Annotated in this window: 18 protein-coding genes; 7 read left to right on the top strand and 11 right to left on the bottom strand. The window is 68.8% G+C overall.

The features are described 5' to 3' along the window. Nucleotides 1–371 precede the first annotated feature (371 nt). Nucleotides 372–4868: a CLIPPER-2 domain-containing protein gene (locus tag BLV63_RS05075; protein WP_169795531.1), complete on the bottom strand. Its 4497-nt coding sequence runs from the start codon at nucleotides 4866–4868 to the stop codon at nucleotides 372–374. Nucleotides 4869–5504: 636 nt separating this feature from the next. Here BLV63_RS05075 and BLV63_RS05070 point away from each other — a divergent pair. Together BLV63_RS05070 and BLV63_RS05065 are read left to right on the top strand one after the other, a co-directional pair. Continuing rightward, nucleotides 5505–6155, top strand: coding sequence for an HAD-IA family hydrolase (locus BLV63_RS05070; protein ID WP_066215784.1), 651 nt, complete (start codon nucleotides 5505–5507; stop codon nucleotides 6153–6155). A gap of 40 nt (nucleotides 6156–6195) precedes the next feature. Beyond that, nucleotides 6196–6753 (top strand): GNAT family N-acetyltransferase, encoded by a 558-nt coding sequence (locus BLV63_RS05065; protein WP_254780468.1) that lies wholly within the window; start codon nucleotides 6196–6198, stop codon nucleotides 6751–6753. Here the strand turns inward: BLV63_RS05065 and BLV63_RS05060 are convergent. Next, the gene (locus BLV63_RS05060) at nucleotides 6739–7536 is read right to left on the bottom strand and encodes an SDR family NAD(P)-dependent oxidoreductase (RefSeq protein WP_066215786.1); all 798 of its coding nucleotides are present in this window, start codon (nucleotides 7534–7536) and stop codon (nucleotides 6739–6741) included. The genes BLV63_RS05065 and BLV63_RS05060 overlap by 15 nt on opposite strands. Nucleotides 7537–7655: 119 nt before the next feature. Here BLV63_RS05060 and BLV63_RS05055 point away from each other — a divergent pair, with 119 nt between their 5' ends. Next, nucleotides 7656–7889 (top strand): type II toxin-antitoxin system ParD family antitoxin, encoded by a 234-nt coding sequence (locus BLV63_RS05055; protein WP_066215788.1) that lies wholly within the window; start codon nucleotides 7656–7658, stop codon nucleotides 7887–7889. Then, nucleotides 7886–8185 carry a type II toxin-antitoxin system RelE/ParE family toxin gene (locus BLV63_RS05050; RefSeq protein ID WP_066215789.1) on the top strand — a complete coding sequence of 100 codons (300 nt, stop codon included), beginning with the start codon at nucleotides 7886–7888 and terminating at the stop codon, nucleotides 8183–8185. The genes BLV63_RS05055 and BLV63_RS05050 overlap by 4 nt, the downstream gene beginning before the upstream one ends. A 52-nt stretch (nucleotides 8186–8237) precedes the next feature. Here the strand turns inward: BLV63_RS05050 and BLV63_RS05045 are convergent, their stop codons facing one another. The 4 genes from BLV63_RS05045 to BLV63_RS05030 all read right to left on the bottom strand — a co-directional run bounded on the left by BLV63_RS05045 (nucleotide 8238) and on the right by BLV63_RS05030 (nucleotide 11968). Beyond that, nucleotides 8238–9236, bottom strand: coding sequence for a glycosyltransferase family 4 protein (locus tag BLV63_RS05045; RefSeq protein ID WP_082724244.1), 999 nt, complete (start codon nucleotides 9234–9236; stop codon nucleotides 8238–8240). Then, complete coding sequence (locus tag BLV63_RS05040; protein ID WP_066215791.1) at nucleotides 9233–9625, bottom strand: 6-pyruvoyl trahydropterin synthase family protein; 393 nt, start codon at nucleotides 9623–9625, stop codon at nucleotides 9233–9235. The genes BLV63_RS05045 and BLV63_RS05040 overlap by 4 nt, the downstream gene beginning before the upstream one ends. A gap of 3 nt (nucleotides 9626–9628) precedes the next feature. Next, nucleotides 9629–10636, bottom strand: coding sequence for a zinc-dependent alcohol dehydrogenase (locus BLV63_RS05035; RefSeq protein ID WP_066215792.1), 1008 nt, complete (start codon nucleotides 10634–10636; stop codon nucleotides 9629–9631). Nucleotides 10637–10738: 102 nt separating this feature from the next. After that, nucleotides 10739–11968, bottom strand: coding sequence for an MFS transporter (locus BLV63_RS05030; RefSeq protein WP_066215794.1), 1230 nt, complete (start codon nucleotides 11966–11968; stop codon nucleotides 10739–10741). A 72-nt stretch (nucleotides 11969–12040) separates the two neighbouring features. Between BLV63_RS05030 and BLV63_RS05025 the strand changes: the two genes are divergently transcribed. After that, the gene (locus tag BLV63_RS05025) at nucleotides 12041–12913 is read left to right on the top strand and encodes a LysR family transcriptional regulator (RefSeq protein WP_074784042.1); all 873 of its coding nucleotides are present in this window, start codon (nucleotides 12041–12043) and stop codon (nucleotides 12911–12913) included. Between the two features lie 204 nt (nucleotides 12914–13117). Here BLV63_RS05025 and BLV63_RS05020 read toward each other — a convergent pair whose 3' ends face one another. Next, entirely contained in the window at nucleotides 13118–14875 is a 1758-nt protein-coding gene (locus tag BLV63_RS05020; protein WP_074784039.1) for a C39 family peptidase, read from the bottom strand. A 174-nt stretch (nucleotides 14876–15049) separates the two neighbouring features. Next, on the bottom strand, nucleotides 15050–15568 hold the full coding sequence (locus tag BLV63_RS05015) for a helix-turn-helix domain-containing protein (RefSeq protein ID WP_066215801.1): 519 nt from the start codon (nucleotides 15566–15568) through the stop codon (nucleotides 15050–15052). 22 nt (nucleotides 15569–15590) lie between these two features. Here BLV63_RS05015 and BLV63_RS05010 point away from each other — a divergent pair, with 22 nt between their 5' ends. Next, a complete protein-coding gene (locus tag BLV63_RS05010) occupies nucleotides 15591–16829 on the top strand; it encodes a benzoate/H(+) symporter BenE family transporter (protein ID WP_066215803.1) in 1239 nt (412 codons plus the stop codon). Between the two features lie 85 nt (nucleotides 16830–16914). Here BLV63_RS05010 and BLV63_RS05005 read toward each other — a convergent pair whose 3' ends face one another. After that, entirely contained in the window at nucleotides 16915–18948 is a 2034-nt protein-coding gene (locus BLV63_RS05005) for a PhoX family protein (protein ID WP_254780589.1), read from the bottom strand. A 191-nt stretch (nucleotides 18949–19139) separates the two neighbouring features. Beyond that, nucleotides 19140–20156: an o-succinylbenzoate synthase gene (locus BLV63_RS05000; RefSeq protein WP_066215808.1), complete on the bottom strand. Its 1017-nt coding sequence runs from the start codon at nucleotides 20154–20156 to the stop codon at nucleotides 19140–19142. 127 nt (nucleotides 20157–20283) lie between these two features. Between BLV63_RS05000 and BLV63_RS04995 the strand changes: the two genes are divergently transcribed. After that, nucleotides 20284–21354, top strand: coding sequence for a LacI family DNA-binding transcriptional regulator (locus BLV63_RS04995; protein ID WP_066215810.1), 1071 nt, complete (start codon nucleotides 20284–20286; stop codon nucleotides 21352–21354). Nucleotides 21355–21438: 84 nt separating this feature from the next. Here BLV63_RS04995 and BLV63_RS04990 read toward each other — a convergent pair whose 3' ends face one another. Further along, nucleotides 21439–22812, bottom strand: coding sequence for a glycoside hydrolase family 32 protein (locus BLV63_RS04990; RefSeq protein ID WP_066215812.1), 1374 nt, complete (start codon nucleotides 22810–22812; stop codon nucleotides 21439–21441). Nucleotides 22813–22835 lie beyond the last annotated feature (23 nt).

Below are 22835 nucleotides of genomic sequence, written 5' to 3'. Positions count from 1 at the left end.
AAAACACTCCGCGCGACAACTCGCCATTGCCCCGCCTATCCTGCACTCCGACTGGTGCGCAATCCGGCGCAGCTCGTGACTATCCCCTAGCCTAGCTTCTCTGCAAATGTCCAGCAATTGATGAATGACGCTGCTCTACCGCCCCGGAGCACGTCTGCCGCTGCCCGTGCGGATGAATCGAAATTCCTTGACACTGCGCGAAAAATAGCGTATTCGCCCACGTCAGCGCGCTGAAATGCGCAAACGCAGCCCGAAAGGTCCGTCTGCGCCATCGGTGGTCTTCCATTGCTCGTCCCCGACTCTCTTTAAACACCTCCGGACTGGATGATGCCTTCTGGCGTCATCCAGTCCGGAGGTGGCGTCAAACGGCGCTACTCAGACGACGGCTCACGCCGCTTCCGTGCAACAAACGTCACCGCTGCACCGAGTCCCAGCAGGACGGTGGCTGCGCCCAGAGCTCCCAGTCCCAGAGCCGCGCCGGTGTCCGGCAGCTCTCCCGGCGGGGTCGGCAGCAAGGGCTTCTCAGCCGCGATGCTCACCGTCGACGGCGGTGACGTCACCGAAGGGGCGTCTCCGGGAGGCGCACCGGTCGCCGTCGCAGTGTTGCTCAGCTTTCCGGCCGAGAGGTCGGCCTCCGTCACCACATAGCTGGCCGTGCAGGTGATCTTCTGCCCGGGAAGCAAACCGGGTGCTTGCTCCTTCGGACAGACGATCCCGGACAGCATGCCGGTCCCGGAGAACTCACCTTCGTCGACCTTCACGTCCGTCAGACTCACATTGCCGGTGTTCGTCACCAGGAACGAATAAGTGACGGACTCGCCGGGTTCGCGGACAGCCGGCTTGTCCGCGGTCTTGACGATGCTGATGCCAGGCTTCGGACCCTGCGGCACCTTCACCTCGGACGGCGGCGAGGTCACCGGGGGCGCATCCCCCGGAGGGGTCCCCGTCGCCGTGGCACTGTTCTCGACCGAGCCACGGTCCACATCGTCCTGCGTCACCACATACGTCGCAGTGCAGGTCACCTGGGCACCTGGCGCAAGGGAGGCAGCATCATCCGGGCAGGTGATCGGAGACAACTGCCCGGACCCGGTGAACTCCTCCTCAGTCACCTTCACATCGCGAAGGGTCACATTGCCGGTGTTGGTTACCACGAACGAATACGTGATCGTCTCACCGGCTACCAGTTCGTTCTTGTCGGCGGATTTCACTACGGAGATACCCGGCGCGGGATCGACCGGAACCGTGACCTCCGACGGCCGAGACGTCACCGGGTCACCGCTGGGCGGAGCACCGGTGGCGGTGGCCTTGTTGGCGACCTTCCCGGCATCCACATCCGCCTGCGTCAACGTGTAACTCGCCGTGCACGTGACACTGCCACCCGGAGCGAGCGAGGAGGCACTCTCCGGGCACGTGATCTCGGACAAATTCCCGCTGCCGGAGAACTCACCCTCGGTGACCTTCACCTCCTTCAAGGTCACATTGCCGGTGTTCTTGACCAGGAACGAGTACTCGATACGGTCTCCGGCCTTACCCCCCCTCGCAGGGGAAGCCGACTTGAGCAGGGAGATACCCGGTTTCGGGTCCTGCGGGATCGTCACCTCAGACGGCAGCGAGGTCACCGGGGGCGCATCCCCCGGAAGGGTCCCCGTCGCCGTCGCACTGTTCTCGACCGAGCCACGGTCCACATCGTCCTGCGTCACCACATACGTCGCAGTACACGTCACCTGATCGCCCGGTGCCAGCGCCTTCGCGCTCTCGGGGCACTCGATGACGGACAGACGGCCTGCGCCGGAAAACTCGCCCTCGTTCACCGTCACGTCCTTCAGGGTGACGTTGCCGGTGTTCGTGACTACGAACGAGTACGTGACCGTCTCACCAGCCACCAACTCCGTCTTATCCGCCGACTTCACCAGGGAAATGCCAGGCACCGGATCGATCGGCACCGTCACCTCCGACGGCGAAGAGGTCACCGGCGGGGCGTCGCCGGGAGGCGTGCCCGTCGCCGTCGCGGCGTTCGTCACCTTCCCCGCATCCACATCCGCCTGCGTCAACGTGTACGTCGCCGTGCACGTGATCTTCTGGCCGGGAAGCACCGAGGCAGCTGCTTCGGGACACTGGATCGCGGACATCTTCCCCGAACCGGAGAACGCACCCTCGTCCACCGTCACGTCCCTCAGGGTGACATTGCCCGTGTTCGTCACGGTGAACGAATACGTGATCACGTCACCGGCCTTGCCGCCCTTCTCCGGAGAAGCCGACTTGAGAAGCGAGATGCCCGGCTTCGAATCCTGCGGAAGCTTCACTTCCGACGGTGGCGATGTCACCGGAGTGCCATCCCCCGGCGGGGTTCCCGTGGCGGTCGCGGAGTTCTCCACCGAGCCGCGATCGACATCCGCCTGCGTCACCTGATACGTCGCGGTGCACGTCACCTGCTCGCCCGGAGCCAGCGACTTCGCATCTTCAGGGCACTGGATCCCTGACATCTTCCCCGACCCGGTGAAGTCGCCCTCGTTCACCGTCACGTCCTTCAGGGTGACGTTGCCGGTGTTCGTGACTACGAACGAGTACGTGACCGTCTCACCAGCCACCAACTCCGTCTTATCCGCCGACTTCACCAGGGAAATACCGGGCGCCGGATCGATCGGCACCGTCACCTCCGACGGCGAAGAGGTCACCGGCGTGCCGCCTGCCGGCGGGGTGCCTGAGGCCGTCGCAGAGTTCGTCACCTTGCCCGCATCCACATCAGCCTGCGTCAACGTGTACGTGGCCGTGCACGTCACCGAGTCTCCGGGAGCAAGAGACTTCGCCCCCGCGGGGCAGCTGATCGCGGACATCTTCCCCGAACCGGTGAAGTCGCCCTCGTTCACCGTCACGTCCTTCAGGGTGACGTTGCCGGTGTTCTTGACCACGAACGAGTACGTGACCGTCTCACCAGCCACCAGTTCCGTCTTATCCGCCGACTTCACCAGAGAAATGCCGGGAGTGGGCTTGATCGGCACGTTCACCACCGACGGCTGAGACGTCACCGGAAGAGCATCGCCCGGAGGCGTGCCCGTCGCTGTCGCAGAGTTCGTCACCTTCCCCGCATCCACATCAGCCTGCGTCAACGTGTACGTCGCCGTGCACGTGCTCGACGTGCCAGGGGCCAAGACCGTGGACCCCTCGGGGCAGGTGATGGCCGAGAGCTTGCCGCTGCCGGAGAAGTCACCCTCGGTGACCTTGACGTCTCTGAGCGTGACATTGCCCGTGTTGGACAGCTTGAAGGAGTAAGTGATCTCGTCACCGGTGTTGCCGCCCGCCTCCGGCGAAGCTGACTTCTCCAGCGCGATGGCCGGCTTCTGTTCCGCCGGGACATTCGCCGTCGATGGCTCTGAGGTGATCGGAGGCAGATCACCCGGTGGAGTTCCGGTGGCCGTCGCGGAGTTCTCCACCGAGCCACGATCCACATCCGCCTGCGTCACCTGATACGTCGCCGTGCACGTCACCGAGTCGCCCGGCGCCAGTAAATTCGCACCCTCAGGGCACTCGATCGCCGACATCGTCCCCGAACCGGAGAACTCACCCTCTTCGACCTTCACGTCACTGAGCGGCACGTTCCCGGTGTTGGTGACCTTGAAGGAATAGGTGGCCGTCTCTCCGGCGACCAGCTCCGTCTTATCCACAGTTTTCTGCAGTGAGATCCCAGGCTTCTGGGCGGTGTTCTTGAAGATACATAATGCCGAAATGCCTGCAGACCAGTCCGACGGCACCGTGAACGACCCAGTGGTGCCATCCCCCCGTGCTATCTCCCGTCCACTGTTCCTGTCGGTGCACACCCATTGACTCTTGTAGCCAGGGCTCTGTGCGCCCGCGCCCGATTCCGTGATGGTGATTTCGTCGCCGCCGAGCACCAGAACGGGTCCTGCCGACTCGGCCTGGATGCCGCTCCGATCCCCTGTGGTGGTGGCCGTGTTACCCCGGGTGATCCCCGCCCCACTGATCGTCAAGGTCACCTGGTCGCCGGACTTCACGCGGCCGTCCGGGAAGTCCTTCTCCAGCTCCACCGTGTTCGGCGAGGCGCACGACGCCGCGTCAACCATGGTCGTCTGAGTGATCGGCACATTTCCGAGGTTCGCCCCTGTGGTGGGATGGATCTTGTACATCCGAGCGGTGCTGCTGACATAGAGATAGCCGTCCCCACCGAACGCCATGCCGTTCAGCGGCTGGTCTGCGGGGGTAGCGGGACGGCTCAGTTCCTTACCTGTGATGGTGATGGTAGTGCCTCCGGTGCTCGGCAGCTGGGCGGTGACCACCGAAACCACGTTCTGGCCATTGACACCTCCGACCACATAAAGGTCGCCCTGGCTGTCGAATGCCCAGTCACCATTCGCACCGGCGGTGGGGATGGTGCCTCTCGCCACGAGGCCCAGCGACTGCCGCGTCTGAGGATTGAAGCCGAAAATCTGCAGTTCATTCTGCGACCCGACGAATCCGCCGTAGTAATACATGCCATTCGGGCTAGTGGCGCCGTGGGTGACCGGAGCACTCGTCACGCCGGCACCCAGCCGGGTGGTGGCGCCGGTGGACGTGTCGAACTCGTAGACCACGCGAGCGTTGTTGGCTTCCGGCTGGACGGCATAGATCTTGGACCCGTCCGCAGAGATGCCAAGACCATTGATGTTGCCGGCGCTTCCCGTCGTGTTAAAGGCACCGACGCTGCTCTGGGCTCCCGTAGTCGTGTCAACTCTCCAGACGTTCCTCGGAGCCCCGCCCTGAAGACCGTAGACGTCCGTGCACGCGAGAGCTGCTGCTACGGCGGGGGATGCGGTATTGACGGACCACCCGGTGACCAATCCCAGGCTTGTCAGCGCCAAGGCGATCAGAGTCACCAGTAATTGTCTGAGTCTTTTCACCTGGGGTCGCGAAGCGCTCCGTGAACGGCGCCGCCTGGCATCCATGAGTTCCTCCTTGTCTGGACGGGAAAACGGAATTTTCGGGTGCGATATCACAGCGAGCCTTGCATATTCATGCACAAGCCTCAATACGTCGGAATGGTCATGAACAAGGCGTTTGAAGACGATTGCTGTCACATTTAGCGTGGCGGATTCCGGAATTCCCTACCGAGGTGGCGCGAAACCATCGGAGTGGATATCTCACCCTGTCACACGTACGCGCCGACGGCCCCTCCAAACAGTCACGATCCGGCTCTGATCTGGGGCTGGATGGTCTATTGCGCGAGTTCAAGGCACAGAATGCAGGGGTCATCATTGCCGAAGTCGCTGGCGCCGCCAATGTACCTTCTGAAAATTCAACCCAAATTCTTGAAATTCACTATCCGTAGTTGCAAATTCAACTCAAGGTGAGCCTATTTGACGGATGAGTTGCATTTGCGACAAGCCCCCAGCAGGGGGAATATCTCATGACCCGGGATGTTTCGAAATCGTTGTACCGGGGCGGCCCGAGACTGCTCGTGATCGAGCGACAGGATGCTTCGTGGCAGCCGGGACGCCCCGTAGGGTGGGTTCATGGGAGACATCATGAACGTCAAGGCCATTCTGCTCGACATGGACGGCACCCTGGTGGATTCGTCCGCCGTGGTGGAGCGGCTCTGGACGGAGTGGGGCGAGTCCCACGGCCTCGACCCCGAGCGGGTTCTCAGCGTGATCCATGGCCGCCAGGGCCAGGAGAGCATGGCGGTCCTGCTCCCCGACCGGGACCATGAACTCAATCTGGCGGAGAATCAGGCCATGCTGGCCCGGGAAGTCCGCGAACTGGACGGTGTCCACGAGGTGCCGGGAGCGCAGGCATTCCTGCGGGCGCTGGAGGGGACGCCGCACGCGCTCGTCACCTCGGCCACGCTCGAACTCGCCACCGCCCGGATGACAGCGGCCGGCGTCCCGCTGCCGCCCCTCATGGTCAGCGCGGAGGACGTGCGGAACAGCAAGCCTCACCCGGAGGGATTCCTCGCGGCCGCCCGCGCTCTGGGCGCCGCTCCGGAAGAGTGTGTGGTGTTCGAGGACTCCTCGGCCGGCATCGCGGCCGCCCGGGCGGCCGGCATGACCGTGGTGGGAGTGGGGACCGCGTCCGCCGCACACGGCCCGGACGTGCACGTGGAGGACCTGACCGGCGTCGAGGTCGCCCGCGACGGCGAGCAGGTGGTCCTGCGCTTCCCGTGATCTGCTTCCCGTGAGCCACGCAGCGTGGAAAGCTGGACCCATGCCCCTGCTGATCAGGCCTGAGACGCCTGCCGACTTCCCTGCCATCCGTGCCCTGACCGCGGCCGCGTTCCGCGAGGCGCCCCATGCGGCCCCGCCCGTCGACGACACGTCGGATCCCGGCGAGGCGGTGCTCGTCGAGTGGCTGCGGGAGGACCCCGGGTACCTGCCCGGGCTGGCCCTCGTCGCGGAGAGGGACGGGACCGTGGTGGGTCACGTCATGACGACACGCGGCGCGCTCGACGACGGCGACGCTCCCTCGGCGCCGTCGCTCGGTCTCGGACCGCTGTCGGTGATCCCGTCCGCGCAGCGCCAGGGCGTCGGCGCCGCCCTGCTGGCCGCGACCGTGGACGCCGCCGTCCTCCTGGGTGAGCCGCTCATCGCGCTGCTGGGCGATCCGGGCTACTACGGCCGCCACGGCTGGGTCGCGGCATCCCGTCACGGCATCGGCGCCCCGGACCCCGCCTGGGGCGATTACTTCCAGGTCAGGCTGCTTCCGGCGTACGACGGCGAGCGGGGCGCCTTCCGATACGCGGAACCCTTTTCACGCTTCGAGTGAGTCCTCGTCCCGGACCTGTCGGAGCTGCTGCATGACGTGCAGCGGGCCGGTTCCCCCGCCACCGTCGACCGGGAGGGTGATCCCCGTGATCCAGGCGGCGTCGTCGGAGGCGAGGAAGGCGATCGCCGCGGCGATGTCCTCGGGCTCCCCCACCCGGCCCAGCGGGTACAGCGGAGTGAGCTTGTCCGGCCCGCCCTGGTCGTCCCAGACGGGCGTCCGGATCGTCCCGGGGGCCACGACGTTGATCCGGACCCCGGCCGGTCCCAGCTCCACAGCGAGATTCTTGGCCAGGACCACGAGCCCGGCCTTGGCGGACGAGTAGGACTCCCCGCCCCAGGCCTGCAGCCCGTTGACCGAGCTCACCAGGACGATCGACCCGCCCGGGCCCAGATGCGGCGCGACCGCGCGGATGCAGCGCATGGGGCCGCTCAGGTTGAGGTCGAGCGTGCGGTTCCAGCCGTCGTCGTCCATCCCGTGCAGGAGTCCGGGGTGCCGCAGGGCGCCGCCCGCCACGTTGACGAGGGCGTCGAGCCGGCCGAAGCGCTCCACCGCGGCCGCGACGGCGCGGTCCACGGACGCTCGGTCCGTCAGATCGCACGGCACCACCAGGGTTCGGTCCGGATCCCCGAGGTCGCCCGCGACGCGCGTGGCGCCCTCGGCGTTCCGCTCCGCGAGCACCAGCGTGGCGCCCTCCGCGAAGAGGCGCCGTGCCGTGGCCGCGCCGATCCCCTGGGCCGCCCCGGTCAGGAACACCACCCGTCCCGCAAAACGATTCATGGTCATGACCTCACGCTAGGCCACGGGCCCGGCGCGGACCAGGGGTGGGTTTCGGCCGCCCCGCTGCGGGCGAACGTCCCGGGCGGCACCTGTTCGCGATTACCAATTATTGGTACTTTGAAGGCATGAGCAGCAACACCTCGATCAGCCTCGACGAGCACTCCGCCGCCTTCCTGGCCCGGGAAGTGAAATCCGGGCGCTTCCGGACGGCGAGCGAAGCCGTGCGGGCCGGTCTGCGGCTGCTGGAGGACCAGGAGACGCACCTGGCAGCGCTCCGTGCTTCTCTCGCCGACGGCGAATCCAGCGGAACTCCCGAGCCGTTCGACCTGGAAGCCTTCATCGCCGAGAAGAAGGGATGAGCTTCCGGCTCACCCCCGCCGCGCGAGCCGATCTGTCGTCCATCTGGGACTACACGGCGGATCGCTGGGACACGCGGCAGGCGGAGACCTATATCCGTGAGCTCCATGGCGCGATGGAACGCATCGCCGAAGAGCCCGCCCGGGGAAGAACCTGCGATGAGATCCGTGCGGGGTACCGGAAATATGCCATCGGAAGCCACCTGATCTTCTACGTGGTCGCTGCCGACGGCGTCGACGTGATCGTCGACGTGGTCAGAGTCCTGCACCAGCGCATGGACTCGGGCCGACACCTGTAGAGCCGGCCGGCCTCTCCGCCCGGGAGAGCGTTGCGCGCCTCACTGGCGCACCTCACCCGCGGACGAGCGCGAGCACCGTCTCGGCGGTCTCCGTCCAACGGGGCAGCGTCGCACGCCGGAGCAGAGCCGCTTCCCGCCAGCTGGCCGCGAGCTCAGGATCCTCCAGCCAGGCCGACAGCGTCTCCGCCAGGGCGGGCGCGCCGCGGTCAAGATCCACAGCCGCGCCGGCACCGCCCGCACCGAGAGCCTCCTCCGCCCCGGTCCCCCGGCGGACGACCGCCGGAACCCCGTGCGCCAGCGACTCCTGCACAGCCATGCCGAAACTCTCACGTTCTGAGACCAGGGCACTAAGGTCGGCGGCGTGCCAGGCGTCCTCCAGTTCCTGGCCGTCGAGCTCACCCGCCAGGCGGATGCGGTCCTCCAGGCCGTGGTGCGCGACGGCGGCCGCGACCCGGGCGGCATACGCCGGGTCCGCGTCCGGCGAACCGATGAGGGACGCCGTCCAGGGCAGGTGAGCGAGCCGGGCGAGCGCCTCGATGAGCAGGAGCTGACTCTTGTTCGGCAGCAGGGCCGCGACGCAGACGATCCGCGGCGGCCGCGATCCGACCGCGGGCTCGGCCGGCCGGGTTCCGGGCAGGGCGACGTGAACGCGTTCCAGGCCGTACAGCGACCGGAGCTGGGCGGCCGCGAAGGAACTGGGGCAGATGACGCCGGTCGCCGCGGCGAGAGCCCGGCCCTCCAACCCGGCGATTTCGGGGAAGGCCATGTGCGAGAGCACCCACACCCGCGTGCCGGCCTGGACGGCGGATTCGACGGCGTCCGGGGCGCCGGCCGCGACCAGGCCGTCGACGATCGCGAGAGGGGCGGCGCGGAGGGCCTGGGTCAGGGCTTCACGGTCCTCGGGGCGCCCCGGCGGCCACGCGCCGTCGAGCGCCACCACCTCGGTGCGGACGCCGAGGGCCTCCAGGTGCTCCGCCAGCCGGGCGTTGTACAGGTTGCCGCCGGAGCGGTGGCCGATGTTGCCCGGGACGATGAAGCGGAGGGCGCTCATCGCCCTCGGCTGAGGTCGAGGGAGTAGCCGGCCCAGGCGTCGGGGTTTTCGCGGAGGGTGACGTCGAGCCCGGCGAGACCGGCGTCGTCGGGGAGCTTCTCCGCGAGTCGTTCGGCGATGTGCCGGGCGAGGAACTCGGTCGTGGTGAGCCGGCCGGCGAATTCGGGCAGCTCATCGAGGTTCTTGTAATTCAGCCGGTCCAGGATCTCCTGGAGCAGGTCCCCCGCCGCGCCGATGTCGATGACGACGGAATCGTCGTTCAGTTCCGCGCGGCGGAAGCCGACCTCGGCCACGAAGGTCGCGCCGTGCAGTCCCTGGGCCGGCCCGAAGGACTCCCGCGGGAGGCTGTGGGCGATCATGAAGCTGCGGCGGACGGTGAGACTGAACATGGGTCATTCCTCCGGTTGTGGGGCGCGGTAGCTGACGACGTGGCAGGCGCTCCCGCCGTCGTCGTCGGCCAGGTTCTCCATGGTGTGCGGCAGCTCGGCGAAGCTGGTGTCCTCGCTGAGGAAGAGGTCGAAGGCGGGGTCTTCCAGGAGGCTCACCGCGATGTCGAGGCGGTCCGCGGTGCTGCGGCGATGACGGCGTGCCTTCGAGACCACACCGACCTGGCTGGCGATGATCGAAAGGCGGCGGGCGTGGAAGTCCTCGCCGAGCGGGATCTGCACCGGGGTGTCGCCGTACCAGGAGAGCTCGATGACCGTCGCTTCGTCGCCGGCCAGCTGGAGGCTGCGGTGCAGGCCGTCGCTGGTGGCGGAGCAGTGGAAGACGAGGTCGCAATCCGCCTGCGCCTCGTCCGGGTGGGCGAATGAGATGCCCAGCTCTTCGGCGATCCGCGCCTTGGCCGGATCCACATCCACCAGTTCCAGGCGGTCCAGCGGGAACGTCCGCAGGAGCGTTGCGAGAGTGCCACCCAGCAACCCTCCCCCGACGACGGCGACCCGGTCTCCCAGCCGCGGCCCGGCCTCCCAGAGGGCGTTGAGCGCCGTCTCCACCATGCCGGTGAGGACCGCGCGGCGGGGCGGGACACCGTCGGGGACCCTGGTGAGCCCGCTGAGCGGGACGACGTAACGGTCCTGGTGCGGGTGAAGGCAGAAGACGGTCTGGCCGGTCCAGTCGTCGGGGCCTTGCTCGACGACGCCGACGGAGAGATAGCCGTATTTCACGGGGGCGGGGAAGTCGCCGTCCTGGTGCGGGGCGCGCATGGCGTCCGCGACGCTGTCCGGGACCTGCCCCTGGTGGACCAGCAGCTCGGTGCCACGGCTGATGCCGGAGTAAAGGGTCCTGACAAGGGCCTCGTCGGTTCCGGGCTCGGGGAGTTCTTCGCTGCGGAGTTCGCCCTGACCTGGGCGGACGGTCCAGTAGGCGGTGGCTTGGCGGCGGTGCTCTGGGATGGTCATCGTGCTTTCGAATCTAGCCCGGAGCCGCGGGACAGCGGAAGCCCCCTTGTGAACGCGGCGGGCCCGTCGGCAGGCGTCTCGGCACGGTTCGACCCCGTCGAGTCAGTGCCTGATCACGGCGGGCACGCCCTGCCTCCTGCGGTTCGCTGTCGGGCCATGAGGTCGGCCACGGAGCAGCAGGGGCGCGAGGAGTGCGACGGCGGTCAGGATCGCTCCCGTGATGACGAACGCCCCTCCGATCCCCCACAGCTCGATCAGCGATCCTCCGGCGAACATTCCTACGGCTGTGCCACTTTCCACGACCACCAGTTGACCGCTGAGGAGCGCGCCCCGCTCGGATCCATCGGTGCGCTCAGCGATCAGGCGCGTGATGGTCGCGAACCCCACGGCAGCCCCCGCTCCGCCGACCAGCCCGCCGATGGCGTAACCCCATTCGTGCGGCCATATCCCCATCAGCACCCACGCAGCGCCGTTCACGGTCCACCCGAGCGCGGCCAAGGACAGGCTCGGAGCAACCCAGGGCAAGCGTCCGACGGTGAGCGTGGCGATGACGGCCCCGAGGGCGTAGCTACTGAGCCCGATCGCGTAGAAATAGCCCGGACGATGCTGCAGCTCCCCTTGGATGGCGAGGCCGAGCGAGAACGCGAACCAGGTCGCCCCCGCCGTCGCGCGGATGATCCATCCGGCCCGGATGTCCGGGAAGCGCCTCAGGAGGGTGCGCAGCTTCGGGACGGCTCCGGACTTGTGGTCGGCATCCGTGGGGCCTGGGCTTCGCACCGTCACGGTCAGCAAGGCTCCGATGCTGATCGCCACGGCTTCAGCGAAAAGCAACGCGATCCCGTATCCCGCGGCGACGATGAGAGCCCCTACGGCCGGCCCGACGATGCTCGTGGCGCGGGACGCCGCTTCCTGCCAGGCGAGGATCCGGATCGGCGATCCGGTGCGTTCCTGTTCCAGTTCAGCCAGCAATGCCTGGCGCCCAGGGAGCGTCAGAGTGCGCCCCGCACCGGACACGAGGCCCGCCCCGACGAGAACACCAGCGGTCAGATGTCCGGAAAGCGTGGCGATCGGCACCAGCAGCGCCCCGGCCGCTTCGAGGAGAGTCAATGCCGCGAGCACCGCGGGCCGGGCGGCAGCGTGACGCAGCCTTCTTGCCCACCACGGTGACAGGAGCAGAGGCAACGCCATGGCGCCGCTCACGACGCCGGTGAGCGCCGCGGAGCCCGTCTCGCTGAGCACGATGAGCGGCAAGGCGACGAACGCCGCACGCGAACTCACGTCGATGATGACGGCGGCCGAGAAGAGGGCGGCCGTGGATCGGAAGGAGGACATGAACTCATCCTCAACGGAATCAGGGCCGGAGAGTAGGCACTCATTCTGTCCGTTGGGACATAGCATTTGACTATGACCCTCAGACCGGATGTTGATGACCTGGAATTGGTCTGGACGGTGTCCCAGGTGGGATCGATAGGCGCGGCCGCGCGGAGGCTGAGAATCTCCCAGGCGTCGGCTTCGGTGCGATTGACCCGCCTGGAACGGCGGATGGGGGTTTCGCTGTTCACCCGAGGACCGCGCGGTGCCGCGCCCACCGCAGCGGGCTACGAGATGGCCAGGCGTGCCGAGCACATCCTGGGCCATCTCGACGGAATAGTCGACGACATCCGCTCCGCCACGACCGATCCGCCTCTGAGGATCGGGTGCTTTCACGGGCTCGCCGACACCGTCCTGCCCCTCATCGACCCACAGCGAAACGGACGGACGATCACCCAGGCGGTGGATCATGGGCTCACCCTCATCGACTGGGTCGCGGAGGGGATGCTCGACGCCGCCATCGTGTCGGTGGCCGGACAGCGGCGCCTCCCTGCCGACGTGACGGGCCATGACATCGGTCGCGATGAGATGGTGGTCCTGATCCCTGAAGGCGCGCCGCATCCCACCACTGGACGCCTGCCACTGTCCGGATTGTCTCTGCCCACGTCGACGTACGACCTCCGGGATCACGACCTCACGGCACGGGTTGTCGCGCTCGGAGGCACTCCGCGGCTGGGGGCCACCGTGACGGGAACGATCCGCATGGCACGGCTCGCAGCCGAGCCTGCCATCATCCCGCGCAGTTCCGCCGTCGCCGAACGCCTGCCCGGCGACAAGATCACGAGTCTTCCCTTCACCTGGAGCGTCCGCCTCAGCATGATCACACGACCGGAACCGGACGGAGCCTTGCTGCGCCTTGCCAAGATGCTGACTTCCCGCTTGGAGCTGACCTCACACTCCCGTTGACGACGTGCCTCGGCCCGGCAAGGCAACACGCGAAGGGAGGGGGTCACATCCCTCGCCATCCAAGGAGCCGACTAAGAAAATTGCCCTTCCGCTCCCCCTTGCCCATCAACCGGTCATGGAGCGCCGGAGTGTCACCTTCACCAACCTTCGTCCGGAGCACCCGGGACAGCCCTGTTCACGGTCCGCGCCCCCATCTGGGACTCCCTACCCGATCTGCCAGAAGACGGCGCCGGCGTTGCGGTCGAAGGAGTCCAGGGACTGGTAGAACCAGAGCGTGTCGGTGTGGTACCAGTCGTTGACCGTGCCGGCATAGGGGTTCCGGACATAGGTGGAGCCGTTGGCCGAGTAGCCGGAGAGCGTGATGGCGTGGGTGGTGCCCGGCCAGGTGATGGACCCTGGACCACGCATCAGCGCGACCACCGAGTGGCCCGATTTCAGCGAAGCGCGCAAGGCCGCGACGTTCGTGATCGGGGTGGCTTTCACCCCGTAGTACCTCGCGGCCGCGACGATTGATCGCGAGCCGGCCCCGGACACGGTGCGGTTGTAATCGCCCAGACGGTTCATCGTCACCGCGACGCCGTAGGGGCTGGTTTTGATCCCCTCGGACCACAGGGCCATCGCGGTCGCCGTCGGGACGCAGCCGGAAGGCCCCAGCAGGGCGATGCCCACGCGGATGTTCGCCCAGCGGGGATCGTTCTGACGCCACAGCACCGGGGCGGGGCGCCGGATCACGCCCGACTTCCCACTCAACCGCGTTTCCGGCGAATACCCGGCTTTCGAGCCGCTGACGCGCAGCGTGAGCCGGGCGCCGAGGTCGGCGGAGGCCAAGGTGTAGGTCGAGCGGGTTCCGCCGGCGATGGCGGCTCCGTTGCGGTACCACTGATAGCGGAAGGTGGTTCCCGCAGTCCACGCCCCGTTCTTCGCGGCGAGCACCGTCCCTAGCAGCGCCTTTCCCGTGTACGTCGGCACGGCGGCCGCCAGCACCCTCGGAACGGTCACGGCGCCGCTCGCCCTGGACGCCGGGGCGTAGCCGGCTTTCGTTCCCGTGACCCGGACGGCGATCGTCCTGGCCGCGTCGGACGGGCCCAGTTTGTAACCCGCGGCCACGGCCCCGGCGATCGGGGCCCCGTTGCGCAGCCACTGGTACGTGAAGGACGTCCCGGCCACCCAAGCGCCGGGCTGAGCCGTCAGCACCGATCCGACCTTGACCGTCCCCGTCAGTTTCGGAGCCGCCGTCGTGAGCGTCCTCAGGACCAGGACCTGAGCGGAGGTTCTGACCGCGTCAAGGTGACCGGCCAGCGTGCCGGTGACCCGCACGGACACCTTCTGGCCGCCGTCCGCGGCCGTCAGCACGTATGTCGGCTGGGTGGCGCCGGCGATGTCCGTCCCATTGCGCAGCCATTGGTAACTGAGGGTGGCGCCCGCCGGCCACGCCCCGGCGAGCGCCGTCACGGTGCCGCCCTGGACCGCGCTGCCGGCGATCGTGGGAGTGCTCCCGCTGAGCTGGTCCGGAACCATGAGAGGGCCGGACATCACGTGGACGGACTCCGAGCCCTCCCGGGCGCCGGTGACGCGCACGTTCAGGGTCACTCCGGCGTCGGCGGCGGTGATGAGATGGCTCGCCGACGTGGCCCCGTCGACCGGAACGCCGTTCCGCAGCCACTGGAAGCTGACCGCCACATCGGGTTCCCAATCCGCGACCACCGCCTGGATCGAACGTCCGGAAGCGGGCGAACCCTCGAGTTTCACCGAGCCCGGAAGAATCGCCCTCGGCTCCGGGGCGGAGGTCACCGTCGAATCAGGGGAAGGCTCCAAGGATGGATCGGGAGACGGCGCCGGAGTCACCCCGACGGAGGGTGACACCGACGGCGGCGGCTCCTCCAGCGCCCGAGCGGCCGGTCCGGCCACCAGCGCCGAGAGTGTCAGCGCGACGGTGCACACCGCGACCGAACCGGTTCTCATCACGGCAGGGACCGCCCTGCGATCCTCGCGTACCCGACTGCCGACCATTACGCCCCCCACGTCGCCCTGCACTGTTCACCCATCATCGGGAAAAACCGCCCGGAAAGCCAGGGTCACCGTCCTACCGCCCAGGCGGATCCGACGTGGCGGGACCCCGCAGCAAAGCGGGACGGCTCAGGGATTCGGCGTGATGATGGTCAGCACGCCTTCCCCGGATCCCTGCGGGCTTGCGTAGTGGTGGCGGTCGTCGCTGGTCCAGGTGAACGAGTTCCCCGCTTCCACGGTGACGGTCCGGCCGACCGGCCCGACCTGCAGGGCGCCTTCCGTGACCAGCAGGTGCTCGATGACGCCGGGCCCGTGGCCGGGCGAGGTGTGAGCGCCCCCGTGCGGGATCTCGATGATGAACACCTCGACCGTCTGCGCCGCATTCAGCCGGACGGACAGCAGCGTGGTGCGCATGCCGCCGCTGGCCTCGGAGACCGCGCCGGGCGCGTCTCCCACGAGCGCGGTGAGCGGGACGTTCAACGGCGCGCACAGGGAGTAGAGCGTCTCGACGGTGGGGTTCCGCTTGCCCGACTCGATCTCCGACAGCGTGCCCTTGCCGATCCCGGCCTCCCGGGCGAGGTGGGTGAGCGTCATCCCCCGCGCCTCCCGCAGGGCCAGCACATTGCGGCCGATATTGAGCGATGTCATGCCACCATGATACGTTCCACATATGGAACGTTCTGTAGATGGAACGCCTCGCTCGGGGCTCTCCACTCCGCTGACCGCCGGCGTGGTGTGCGCCGTCGTGGGATTCGCCGCCACGTTCGCCGTCGTGCTCGGTGGCCTCCAAGCGGTCGGCGCCACCCCGGGGCAAGCGACTTCCGGCCTCATCATGGTCACCCTCATGGTGGGAGCCGCCTCCTTGCTGCTGTCCTGGCATCACAGGATCCCGCTGGTGGCGGCGTGGTCGACGCCGGGCGCGGCGCTTCTCATGAGCGTGCACGGACTTCCCGGCGGCTGGCCCGGGGTCGTGGGCGCCTTCCTGGTCTGCGGCCTCCTGCTCACCTTGACCGGACTGTGGCCCTTGCTCGCCTCCCTGGTCGGCAGAATCCCGCCTCACATCGCCCAGGCGGTCCTGGCCGGGGTCCTTCTGCCACTGTGCGTGGCCCCCTTCAAGGAACTGACAAGCAGCCCCCTCGCCATCCTTCCCGTGCTCGCGGCGTGGCTCCTGATCGGCTGGTGGCGACCGCGGTGGGCCGTGCCCGGCGCGCTCGCCGTCGCAGTCGCCGTGGTCGCGGTCAGCGCCAGCGGGCCGACTGTGAACCTCAGCGGCTCCGCGTTCATCCCGCGCCTCGAGTTCGTCGCACCGGTCTTCGACCTCCAGGCGATCGCCGGGATCGCGCTGCCGCTGTACTTCATCACGATGGCGTCCCAGAACATCCCGGGGGCGGCGATCATGGGCAGCTTCGGCTACCAGGTGCCCTGGCGCTCGGCGATCGTGACCACCGGAGCCGGAAGCCTGATCGCGGCGCCTTTCGGAGGGCACGCCGTCAACCTCGCGGCCATCAGCGCAGCCCTGGCCGCAGGACCCGAAGCCGGGCCGTCGAACCGCCGCTGGATCGCCGGGGTGTCCGCCGGCGTCACCTACCTCCTGCTCGGGCTGGGTGCGGCGAGCCTCTCCGTCATCATGCTCGCCGCCCCCGCGGGGGTGCTCGCGGCCTTGTCCGGGGTGGCCCTCATCGGGACCCTGGCGTCCGCGATCGCCGGCGCCGTCGCGGACCGCGCCCACTGGGACTCCTCGAGTGTGACCTTCATCGTCGCCGCATCGGGGTTCTCGGCGTGGGGCTTCAGCTCGGCGTGCTGGGCCCTGGCCGCCGGGCTCCTCGTGCAGTTCCTCCGCAAACGCCATCACCCGTCCCCCGGCGCGACGCCCCGTGAGGCCCCAGTTCTCACCGGCAGCGACAAGTAGAACCCCGCAACGCCACGGGCCCCGGAACATCGGTTCCGGGGCCCGTGGCGCGTCTCAGCGGCTGTGTTTCAGCGGCGTCCGACTTCTAGCGCGGCAGCACCTGCACGACGGCGGGACGCGGGGCCCGCGCCTGGCCACGCTTGGGCTTCGCACCGGCGGGCACGTAGTCGGGGAAGTACGAGTGCGGCTCCTCCCAGCTGCCCTCCTCGCCCGGGTGCTGCACCGAGACGAACACCGTGCGATCCCGGTCATGGATGACGGGGCCGCAGGTCTCGGCGTCGCGAGGCACGGAGAGGAACTGCTCCACCTTGCCGCGCTCCGGACCCTCCAGGGTGACCTTGAACAGACCGTCGTTGTAGCCGATGGTGCTGGGCGCGCCGTCGGTCGAGATCCAGAGGTCGCCCACCGAGTCGAAGGCCACGTTGTCCGGGCAGGAGATCGGCGAGACCTTGTCCTTCGGGAACCCGGAGAAGTAGGTGGAGCCGTTCTTCGCGGGATCGCCGCAGACCAGGAGCAGGTTCCAGGCGAACCGCGTGGAGGTCTGGTCGCCGCGTTCCGTGATCTCGACGATGTGGCCGTCGCGGTTGAGGCTGCGCGGGTTGACCTCGGTGGGGCCTTCCTTGCCGGGCTTGCCGCGATCCGAGTTGTTGGTGCAGGCCACGTAGATCTTGCCGGTGCGCAGGCTCGGCTGGACGTCCTCGCAGCGGTCCATCTTGGTGGGACCGACCTTGTCGGCGGCCAGCCGGGTGTGGACCAGGACCTCCTCGACGCTCATGCCGGGGACGGCGGAGCGGCCGTCCACCACGAGGGGCAGCCACTCGCCGGAGCCGTCGAACGCGCCGTCGGCCGGGAGCTTGCCGGTGCCGTCGATCTCGGCCGCCGGGGAGTCACCGGTGAAGCGCGCGACGTAAAGGTCGCCCTCGGTCAGGAGCGTCATGTTGTGGCGGCGGTCGCCCTCACGGTACTTGCCCTTGGAGACGAACTTGTAGAGGTAGTCGAAGCGCTCGTCATCGCCCATGTAGGCGACCACGTGACCGGAGCGGGCCACGATCACATTGGCGCCCTCGTGCTTGAAACGGCCCATCGCCGAGTGCTTGCGCGGCGTCGACGTCGGGTCGAAGGGGTCCACCTCCACGATCCAGCCGAAGCGGTTGGCTTCGTTCTCGAAGCCCGGGTTGCGGGTGTCGAAGCGGGGGTCGTCCTGCTCCCAGCCACGCGCCGTCGGCTTGGAGCCCAGGCCGTAGCGCTTCTCCGCCGGGGAGGCGCCCGGGGTGACGAAGTAGCCGTTGAAGTTCTCCTCGCCGGAGAGGATCGTGCCCCACGGGGTGGTGCCGCCGGAGCAGTTGCCCAGGGTGCCCTCGATCCAGCGGCCCTCCGGGTCGCGGGAGGTCTTCACGAGCGGGCTGCCCGCGGCGGGGCCGGTCAGCTCGTACTTGGTGTCGATCAGGTAGCGGCGGTTGCGGCGCGCACCCTGGATGTAGTTCCACGGCTTGGCGGAGTTGCGGCGCTCCAGCTCCACGACGCTCAGGCCGTGGGCGGCGCGGCCGATCGCGCGGGCCTCGGCGGCCGGCGTCTCCGGGGAGAACATGATGTTCTCATTGGTGTATTCGTGGTTGGCGAACAGGAGCGCGCGACGGCCCTTGCTGCCCGGCACCGTGATGATGTCCGAGTAGTCGTTGTTGTAGCCGAACTGCCGAGCCTGCGCCGACGCGGTCTGGGCGTTAACATCGAACGCCGGGGCGTCCTTGAACAGCGGGTCGCCCCAGCGGATCACGGGCTGCCAGGTGAAGCCGCGCGGCACGGTGAACTCGTCCACGGCGGCGTCGACCGGCTTGATGGCGCTGAACCGCAGGTGGGACTTGTCGTAGCCGGCCTTCGCGGCCGGCGCCAGGGTCGAGGACGCCTCGGCGGGAGCAGCGCCGTTCACGGCACTGCCGAAGGCGACGGCGAGCGCACCGGCGGCGCCCAGGCCCAGGGCGGAGCGGCGGGACATCGCGGAGGACGCGATGTCACGGAAGTAGTCATTGCGGCTGGTGTTGCAGACCTCGCCGGAGCAGGCGTTGTCGCACTTCAGGGCGCAGGTGATGGGGCTTCGCTTGCCTCGGGTGTGGCCTGCCATCGGCAGGAGCTCCAGGAAGCGGGTACGGTTTTCGGACACGACGGTACCTCCGGGGATTCTGAGTGTTCCCTTGGAGAATCGCATCGGGGATTGAACTGCGCGCCAGCACCCCGTGAACAGCCGGTGAACGGCGGGCGGGTCCGGGCAGCCCGGCCGCCCAGCCCACCAATCCACTCGGTCCGCACATTCATTCAGTCCAGCAGCGCGTGGCAGCGCGCCAGCCGGTCGAGCCACCACGCCTCGCGGTCCGGGGACGCCCGGTGGCGGTCCAGGAGGTCCGGATCGGGTTCGACCGGCCCCACCGGGAGCACCCCCGCCCGAGGCGTCAGCGCATCCCGGACCACGTCCTCCCGGAACAGGCTGACCGTCCCGAGACCGCACGCGAACGGGAGCTCCGGCAGCGCCGCGGCGAGCGCCACCCCGGCGCTGATGCCCACGGACGTGTCCAGCGCCGAGCTGACCACCGCGGGCAGCCCGGCCTCCTGCACGATCCGCAGCGCCTTCCGGACACCCCCGAGCGGCGCGACCTTCACCACCAGCAGATCGGCGGCTCCCGCCCGGGCGACCTTCAGCGGGTCGTCCTCCTTGCGGACACTCTCGTCCGCGGCGATCCGCACGGCGCCGCCCAGTTGCGAGCGCACCTCCGCCAGACCGTCGATCCCCATCACGGGCTGCTCGGCGTACTCGAGCCCGGTCTCGGCCAGGCGGTTCAACTGCGCGACGGCGGTCGGCACGTCCCAGCCCCCGTTGGCGTCCACGCGGATGGCCGCGTCCCGCAAGCCGGCGGCGTCCAGGGCGCGGCGGACGGCGCGGACCCGGTCGATGTCCTCGTGCGGCTCCTGGCCCTTCTCGGCCACCTTGACCTTGACGGCGGTGACGGGCCCGAACCGTTCGAGGACGGCGGGGACCCTGTCGGGGCTGACGGCGGGCACCGTGGCATTGACCGGGACCTCCGTCCGCAGAGGCGACGGGAAGCCGAGCCAGCCCGCCTCCACGCCGGCGGCCAGCCAGCGGGCGGATTCGGCGTCGTCGTACTCCAGGAACGGGCCGAATTCGGCCCAGCCGGCCGGACCCCGGAAGAGCACCATCTCGCGATGCGTCACGCCGCGGAACTTCACGTGCAGGGGCAGCGTGACCACGCGGGCCGTGCCCAGCAGCTCGTCCAGGGTGGGGAGGCTCTCGTGCGGCGAGGTGGTGCTCTGGCTCATGGTTCCGACTTTACGCGCGGTTTTCACCCCGGTTCGCAGGATTCCTCCGGGAGCTGGGACCGCGGATCGCTAAACTTGGGGAGAACCCCGCGCAGAAGCGGCGGGCCGGGATCAAGGCAGGATCTGGATGCAGCGCAAGGCGACCGCCCAGGATGTGGCGAAACTCGCAGGGGTTTCCCGCAGCGCGGTCTCCCTGGTGCTCAATGGCCACGGGGACGGCAACATCGCCAGCGAGAGCCAGGAGCGCATCCGCCAGGCGGCCAAGGAACTGAATTACAAACCCAACGCCGTAGCTCTGAGCCTGCGGAATCAGCGCACGAGCGTGATCGGGATCGTCTCGGACCGTGTCATCTCCGGGCCGGTGGACGGCAACATCATCGCCGGAGCGGACGCCGTCGCCCGCACGCAAGGCTTCGTGACCCTCGGCCTGGACACCGAACTGGACGAGCAACGCGACGTCAGCGCCGTCGAGACACTTCTGGACCGGCACGTCGACGCGCTCATGTACGTCACGGTGGGTCTGCGCGAGCTCAAGGTGCCGGCCGGCATGGAGAAGGCGCCGTCCATTCTCGCGAACTGCTTCGATTCCCGCGGGCCCGGTCATGTGGGGAACGTCCTGCCGGATGAGGTCTGGGGCGGCGCGGAGGCTCTGCGGCATGTCCTCGCCCACGGGCACCGGCGGCTCGCCTTCCTCACGGGCCCCCTGACGCATCCCGCGTCCCAGCGGCGTCTCGCCGGGTACCGCGAGGCCATGGCCGAGGCCGGCCTGCCGTTCCCGGAGGACGCCGTCCTCCCGACCGGCTGGGACATCACGGATGGTTTCGCCGCGGCCGGCGCAGCGTTGTCCGTGCCCGCGGACGAGCGGCCCACCGCGCTGCTGTGCGCCAACGACCGCTGTGCCGTCGGCGCCGTTCTCGCCGCACGGGGACTCGGCCTCCAGGTGCCGGGTGACGTCTCGATCGTGGGCTACGACGACGAGGAGCGCATCGCGGACACCATGGTCCCCGCGCTGAGCACCATGGCCCTCCCTCTGCGCGAGATCGGCGCCGCCGCGATGACCCGGCTGCTGTCGGCCATACCGCGGGTCGCCCGGAAGGCGTCCAAGCACCTTCCGCCGGACCGGAGTGTCCTGGAGGGCGAGCAGCTCATCCGGGGACGCTTCGTGGACCGGGGGTCGCTGGGGCCGGCCCCGGCCTGACGACCGACCGTTGAGTGCTCAGTTGTTGCGGGTCCGGACCGGATCAACCCGCAACTACTGAGCACTCAAGAGGTCAGAAGGGCCTCACGCCTCCGGCAGGGCGAGCGTCCACGCGCTGGCGAGCGCGTCGCCGTCGAACGCCACCCGGAGTTCCTCACCCGGCTGCGGGTAGATGCGCAGCGTGGTCGCGACGCCGCCGCTCCGGTAGATCTCCAGCAGCGAGGCATCCACGAACACACGGAGTTCCTGGCCTGCGGCCAGCTCTTCCCGGAGCAGCACCGTCTCCCCCAGGCGGACGGTCACCGCAGCCTCCGCCCGCGCGACGACGGACGCCTCGCCCTGCGCGGGCAGTGTCACCGCACGGTCGGTGAAGGACAGCTCGCCGGCGCGGCAGGCGTCCACCTCGGCGAAGGGGGCCACCTCGAGCCGGCCGTCGACCAGACGGAGCGTCCTCGGATGGGTCAGCACGCCCGCCCAGCCGGCGGCGTCGATCTCGTCCTGGGTGCGGCCCCGGCGTCCGTCACGGCCCGGGCCTTCGTTGGCCCAGCCGGAGAGGAGCACCCGCGGCGTCCCGTCCTCGGCGTCCTTGAGCTGGGCGATCTGCGGGGCGTAGAAGTCCCGGCCGAGGTCCGAGCGACCGCCCGAGACCGGGGTGAAGACCGGGAGCCCCGTCTCCGGGTCGGCGGTCATGCGGCCCACCAGGTGACCGGTGCCGAGGGCGTGCTCGTGGAAGTCGTCCTTCTGCCAGAGGGAGAACATCGCGAGCCACGCGGTCCCGCCCTCGCCGTCGGGGATGCGCACCAGCTGGGGGCACTCCCAGATCTCGGCCAGATTGGCCGGAGCGTTGACGGGGTTGTCCGTGGTGAGCCAGATCCCCAGATACTCCCAGGCGTCCATGTCGGCGACGCGGTACAGGAGCAGCGCCGCGCGGCCATCGGCCAGTCCGGCTCCCTGGATGGCGTACCGAACACCCTCGAAGGTGAAAAGGAACGGGTCCCGCACCGCGGTGACCTGCGGGTCCTCCGGCATGGACGCCGCCACGTGCCCGGTCTGGACCCAGTCCACGAGGTCCTCCGAGCCGCGCGCGATCACCACCTGGGAGGCGCCGCCGTCGGCACGCACGCCCGAGTAGGCCGCGGTAGGGACGCCGCCGTCGACCGTGACCACGCCGGTCCAGCAGCCGAAGTCATCCGGCCCGCCGTCCTGCGGCTTCAGCGCCACCGGGTGCTCCTCCCAGTGCACCAGGTCCGCGCTGCTCACGTGCCCCCACTGGATGCGGTGGTGCCGCGCGGAGTCCGGGTTGTACTGGAAGAACACGTGGTAACGGCCGTTGACGTGGCTGACGCCGTTGGGGTCGTTGATCCAGCCCTGCGCGGGTCGGGGGTGGAGGCGCGGGAAGTACGGATCCGGGTGCTCCGCCGCCGTCCTGGCGAAGGAGAGGGCTGCAGGCTGGGTCACGGAGGGGGTCCTTTCGGGAAAGT

Origin of the sequence: Arthrobacter woluwensis (assembly GCF_900105345.1) — a bacterium.
GTDB classification, from domain to species: domain Bacteria; phylum Actinomycetota; class Actinomycetes; order Actinomycetales; family Micrococcaceae; genus Arthrobacter_E; species Arthrobacter_E woluwensis.
Note: the sequence above shows the minus strand (reverse complement) of the source record. Positions and strands in the feature narration are given on the sequence as shown.

Bases quoted from the DNA above. Each gene is read 5' to 3' on its own strand.
- BLV63_RS05010 (WP_066215803.1), top strand. From the start codon at position 15,591: ATGGAACGTTCTGTAGATGGAACGCCTCGCTCGGGGCTCTCCACTCCG.
- BLV63_RS05070 (WP_066215784.1), top strand. From the start codon at position 5,505: ATGGGAGACATCATGAACGTCAAGGCCATTCTGCTCGACATGGACGGC.
- BLV63_RS05035 (WP_066215792.1), bottom strand. From the start codon at position 10,636: ATGACCATCCCAGAGCACCGCCGCCAAGCCACCGCCTACTGGACCGTC.
- BLV63_RS05030 (WP_066215794.1), bottom strand. From the start codon at position 11,968: ATGTCCTCCTTCCGATCCACGGCCGCCCTCTTCTCGGCCGCCGTCATC.
- BLV63_RS04995 (WP_066215810.1), top strand. From the start codon at position 20,284: ATGCAGCGCAAGGCGACCGCCCAGGATGTGGCGAAACTCGCAGGGGTT.
- BLV63_RS05000 (WP_066215808.1), bottom strand. From the start codon at position 20,156: ATGAGCCAGAGCACCACCTCGCCGCACGAGAGCCTCCCCACCCTGGAC.
- BLV63_RS05055 (WP_066215788.1), top strand. From the start codon at position 7,656: ATGAGCAGCAACACCTCGATCAGCCTCGACGAGCACTCCGCCGCCTTC.
- BLV63_RS05005 (WP_254780589.1), bottom strand. From the start codon at position 18,948: ATGGCAGGCCACACCCGAGGCAAGCGAAGCCCCATCACCTGCGCCCTG.
- BLV63_RS05015 (WP_066215801.1), bottom strand. From the start codon at position 15,568: ATGACATCGCTCAATATCGGCCGCAATGTGCTGGCCCTGCGGGAGGCG.
- BLV63_RS05060 (WP_066215786.1), bottom strand. From the start codon at position 7,536: ATGACCATGAATCGTTTTGCGGGACGGGTGGTGTTCCTGACCGGGGCG.
- BLV63_RS05020 (WP_074784039.1), bottom strand. From the start codon at position 14,875: ATGAGAACCGGTTCGGTCGCGGTGTGCACCGTCGCGCTGACACTCTCG.
- BLV63_RS05040 (WP_066215791.1), bottom strand. From the start codon at position 9,625: ATGTTCAGTCTCACCGTCCGCCGCAGCTTCATGATCGCCCACAGCCTC.
- BLV63_RS05050 (WP_066215789.1), top strand. From the start codon at position 7,886: ATGAGCTTCCGGCTCACCCCCGCCGCGCGAGCCGATCTGTCGTCCATC.
- BLV63_RS05025 (WP_074784042.1), top strand. From the start codon at position 12,041: ATGACCCTCAGACCGGATGTTGATGACCTGGAATTGGTCTGGACGGTG.
- BLV63_RS05045 (WP_082724244.1), bottom strand. From the start codon at position 9,236: ATGAGCGCCCTCCGCTTCATCGTCCCGGGCAACATCGGCCACCGCTCC.
- BLV63_RS05065 (WP_254780468.1), top strand. From the start codon at position 6,196: ATGCCCCTGCTGATCAGGCCTGAGACGCCTGCCGACTTCCCTGCCATC.